Origin of the sequence: Alcanivorax sp. (assembly GCF_014762765.1) — a bacterium.
Lineage (GTDB): Bacteria > Pseudomonadota > Gammaproteobacteria > Pseudomonadales > Alcanivoracaceae > Alcanivorax.
This window is the reverse complement of record NZ_JABURH010000105.1, coordinates 1-4,511: the sequence shown is the minus strand read 5'-3', so window position 1 is coordinate 4,511 and position 4,511 is coordinate 1. Positions and strand designations below refer to the sequence as shown.

Annotated in this window: 3 protein-coding genes; all 3 read right to left on the bottom strand. The window is 60.0% G+C overall.

Going from position 1 to position 4,511, the window contains the following annotated elements; genetic code table 11:
* The coding region (locus HUJ17_RS06290; RefSeq protein WP_290509885.1) for a CTP synthase at window positions 1-1,255 on the bottom strand (1,255 nt) is incomplete at its 3' end.
* Window positions 1,256-1,668: 413 nt separating this feature from the next.
* Window positions 1,669-3,570, bottom strand: a complete 1,902-nt coding sequence (locus tag HUJ17_RS06285; protein WP_290509884.1) for an ATP-dependent DNA helicase RecQ — start codon at window positions 3,568-3,570, stop codon at window positions 1,669-1,671.
* 240 nt (window positions 3,571-3,810) lie between these two features.
* On the bottom strand, window positions 3,811-4,511 hold a 701-nt coding region (gene tilS, locus HUJ17_RS06280), incomplete at its 5' end, for a tRNA lysidine(34) synthetase TilS (RefSeq protein WP_290509883.1).

Here is a 4,511-nt window from a genome sequence, read left to right as displayed (position 1 = left end):
TCCACTCGGTAATCAGGCCCACCACCGGGTCCGGCGTATCCGGGCGCAGCTCGGAGGAATGGGCGTTTTCGATGCCGGCCACGTGACGGGCATATTCAATCACCGCCAGTTGCATGCCCAGGCAGATGCCCAGGTAAGGTACCTTGTTTTCACGGGCATAACGAATGGCAGCGATCTTGCCTTCGGTACCCCGGTCGCCAAAGCCTCCGGGCACCAGGATGGCATCCAGGTTTGCCAACACGCCGGTACCTTCGCGTTCGATATCTTCCGCATCCAGGTAAAGGATGTTGACCTTGGCGCGGTTGCTGATACCCGCGTGGATCAGGGCTTCATTGAGCGACTTGTAGGCATCCACGAGCTCGATGTACTTGCCCACCATGCCCACGGTGACTTCATTCTCGGGATTGAGCTGGGCTTCCACCACACGATCCCACTCGCCCAGATCCGGCTCAGGCAGATCCAGCCCGAACTTCTCCACCACGATGTCATCCAGACCCTGCTCGTGCATGCCACGGGGTACCTGATAGATGGTTTTGCAATCCGGTGAGGAAATCACCGCCCGGGCTTCCACATTGGTAAACAGGGCAATCTTGTCCCGGGCACTCTGCGGGATCGGATCATCCGCACGGCATACCAGAATATCCGGCTGCAGGCCGATGGAGCGCAGCTCCTTCACGGAATGCTGGGTGGGCTTGGTCTTGATCTCGCCAGCAGTGGCGATATAGGGAACCAGGGTCAGGTGCACCAGCAGGGACTGGCTGGACCCCAATTCCACGCGCATCTGCCGTGCCGCTTCCAGGAACGGCAGGGACTCAATGTCACCGGCGGTACCACCGATTTCGACGATGGCGACGTCCGCATCCCCTGCCCCTTCGCGGATCTTCAGCTTGATCTCATCGGTAATATGCGGGATCACCTGCACGGTGGCGCCCAGGTATTCACCGCGGCGCTCCTTGTCCAGCACGTCCTGATAGACACGGCCGGTGGTGAAGCTGTTGCGGCGACTCAAGCGAGTGCGGATAAAACGCTCGTAGTGACCCAGGTCCAGGTCGGTTTCGGCGCCGTCTTCAGTCACGAATACCTCACCGTGCTGGTAAGGGCTCATGGTGCCGGGATCCACATTGATGTAGGGATCCATTTTGATCAGGGTGACGTTGAGGCCGCGGGCTTCCAACAAAGTGGCCAGGGATGCTGAAGTGATCCCCTTACCCAGAGACGACACCACACCGCCGGTGACAAAGATGAAACGTGACATGCACTCACCAGATTGCTAGTGGGTTGGTAGCACTCTCACCAGTGTAACCGGCACCAATAAAAAAACACCCTGCACGCATGACACGGGCAAGGGGCTTTCTGAATCGGGTTGGCCAGCTACGCAAGTGATGGTTGAACACCTGAAAATTCAGGGGCTTGCGCTACATCAGGACGGGAGAAAATATTAACAGAAGGCGCCGTGCGCCTCAATCGGAATCGCTCTCGGGAGCGTAAAAAGTGGTGCTGCACGATACCCGGCACTCAAGCACCCGGATCGCCTAAGGCCTTATTCCGACTTCTGGTGCGATTTATCAGGCCCAGCGAGTTGCAAGGGGCGAGTCACGACATGCAAAGCCGATCTGGCCTTTCGTGACTCGCACCTCGAAACGTCTGCCGCCCCCCTTGTTCCTGGAATCAGTTACTCTCGCAGGCGGCTAACACCTCGGAAAACGGCGTAGCCATCTGCGAGCCGAACGCCGGATGCCGGGTCAGCTTGCCGCGGCTGGCTCTGGGGCTGGTGATTCCGCAGAGAAAGCGGGCCAGCTGTCGGGGCGATGCCAGGGCCCGGTGGTTTTCCTCACGCATGGCTTGAATCACTGCCGGGTCCGGTGCTCTGCGGTGACGGGACGGCAACTGCGGCTGCTCGCCGAGGCAGGCGCTGCACTGGCCACAGGGCTGCGCGAGGGTCTCGCCGAAATAGCCGACCAATGCCTGCTGGTGGCATTCGGCGCTCTCTGCCCAGTCACACACCTGCTGCAAGCGCTGGATATCGCGCTGCTCGCGCAGAGTAAACTGCTCCTGCATCCGTACGATCAAGGGCTCACTTTCCGAGGGAGGGTTCAGCATCCGATAGCCCTGACGAACACCGGCCACCCGTAACTCGATCATCTGCTGCTGTTCCAGATAGTTCAGGGCATTGAGAATCCTCAAGCGGTCATCACCCAGCGCCTGGGCAGCCTCAATGGGTCGCAGTGTCAACCAGATTCGGCCCTGCTTGCCTGTATCAAACAGGCGCTCCAGAAAACCGGCCCGCTCCTGGTTAAAGCCGGCCAGGATTTCTTCCCGCTGTATCCGGAACGCCACTTTGTATTCGGTATAGAACGGCGCTGTGGCCAGGATCACCCCTTCCAGTTCCAGGTAGGTCAGCAACGTGTTGATAACCAGTGGCCGCACATCAAACTGGCCGGACAATTCATGGATCGAAAGATCGAATTGCGTCGGTTGGGCCAACAGCCAACGAATCAGTGAAGCCAGGGACTCACTGTCCGGCGTATCTCCATAGGTGAAATTTTCCAGCACCGTCAGATCATCCGGATTGGCCAATAGCTGACAATAGGAAGGGTTTCCGTCCCGCCCTGCCCGACCAATTTCCTGCATATAGTTTTCCAGAGACTTGGGCATGTTGTAGTGGTAGATAGCGCGAATATCCGCCTTGTCGATACCCATGCCAAAGGCGATGGTGGCCACCACGATGTCGGTCTCACCCGCCATGAACGCCTCCTGCACCTGATGGCGGGGCTCGTCTTTCAGCCCGGCGTGGTAGGCCTGGGCCTTCAACCCCTGTTTCCGCAAAAAGGCCGCCACGGTCTCGGCGGCCTTCTGCAAGGTGACATACACGATGGCAGGCTCTGCAGGCCGACTGGTGAGCTGCTCCAGCAGATACTGATCACGCTCGGCGCTGCCACAAGGGCGCACAGCCAGGGCTAGGTTGGGGCGGAAAAAACCGGTCTGAACATGATCCGCCCCGGCGATGCCGAAACTGCGGCAAATCTGTTCTGCCACTTGGGGAGTGGCCGTGGCCGTCAGTGCCAGCACCCGGCCAACCTTGAGATCCCGGGCCAGCTGCGCCAATTTCAGATAATCGGGACGGAAGTTATGCCCCCACTCGGACACACAGTGCGCCTCATCCACGGCCATCATGCTGATGGACAGGCGCTTCAGCCGTGTCAGAAAGCGCTCATTGGCCAGCCGCTCCGGGGCCACATAAAGCAGCTTGATGGTGCCATCATCCAGCCCCCGATAAATCGCTTGCAGCTCTCCGGCATCCACACTGGAATCCAGTCGTGCTGCCGGAATATTCAGGCGATTGAGCTGATCCACCTGATCCTTCATCAGCGCAATCAACGGCGACACCACCAGCGTCAGCCCATCCAGCATCAATGCCGGCAACTGGTAACACAGGCTCTTGCCGCCGCCAGTAGGAAACACCGCCAGGGCTGATCGACCAGCCAGTAGCGCCTCGATGACCGCTTGCTGCCCGGGACGAAATCCCTGGAGTTTGAACGTCTCCTGCAATAATTGTTGCGCGTTTTGCATGGATACCCTTGGGTCATCAGGCGAAGTTTGGAACAAGGTGGCTGGAGTCATGGCGGTCTCCTTGCAGGTCCATGCCCCAAGGCTACAGACCCAAAGTGCCCTGCTATATCAGTCAGCATTGATCAACGCTGTAGGACATTGGCCAACCTGAAGGCTGCGCAGGTTGCACTGAGCCGAAGGCGAACTGCACCGTAAAAAAGCAGGCTGGAACCTGTGCGGTGCAATCATCACGTCACATCGCTAACGTGGGGAAGGCAACAGGAACCATTGTTCACAACCGGCCATCTCTTCGCCATCCGCCAACCCCACCAGTGGCACCGATACCAGCGTCTCGCCCCGATATAACAGTGGCCACTGATGCCGCTGCCAGGGGGGTACACCGGCCGCTCGCCACAGTTCCTTTATGCGCTGGTGCATGCCGTTTCGCAGCAGGCGCACACCGCCACTGAAAGGGCGCAGGATCAGATCCCCCGGCGGCCGCATCAGGCTTACACAGCCCTCCCCGGCAACGGGTGACAGTTGCCAGAATGGCAGGGATGGCGGCGGCGCACCCTGCGGCCAGGACAAGGTGCCCTGCCAGGGACTCAGGGTCTCGCGGGGCAACAGATACAACGCCCCCTGAAACAACCGCACCGCCCAGTGCCCCCACTCCACCCTGGCCTGGCTGTCTTCGGCGGCATCCTGCAGGGCCAGCAATTCGGCAAGCACCGCAGCGCTGGGCGAACTGGCCCCCTGGCGATTGAGCCACCAGCGTAACAGGTTACGCTGTCGGGCCGGCCGCAACGCTGCCAACCCGGCAAGAGGAAATCGTTGCGCGCAGACACCACAGGCTTGCGCATCCTCCTGCGCCCTTTCATCCAGCAGTTCACTGGCATCACCCATGTGTCGGGCGGTTCTGGCCAGGATCTCATCGGCCCCGCGCCACCGCTGACGCAGGGCCG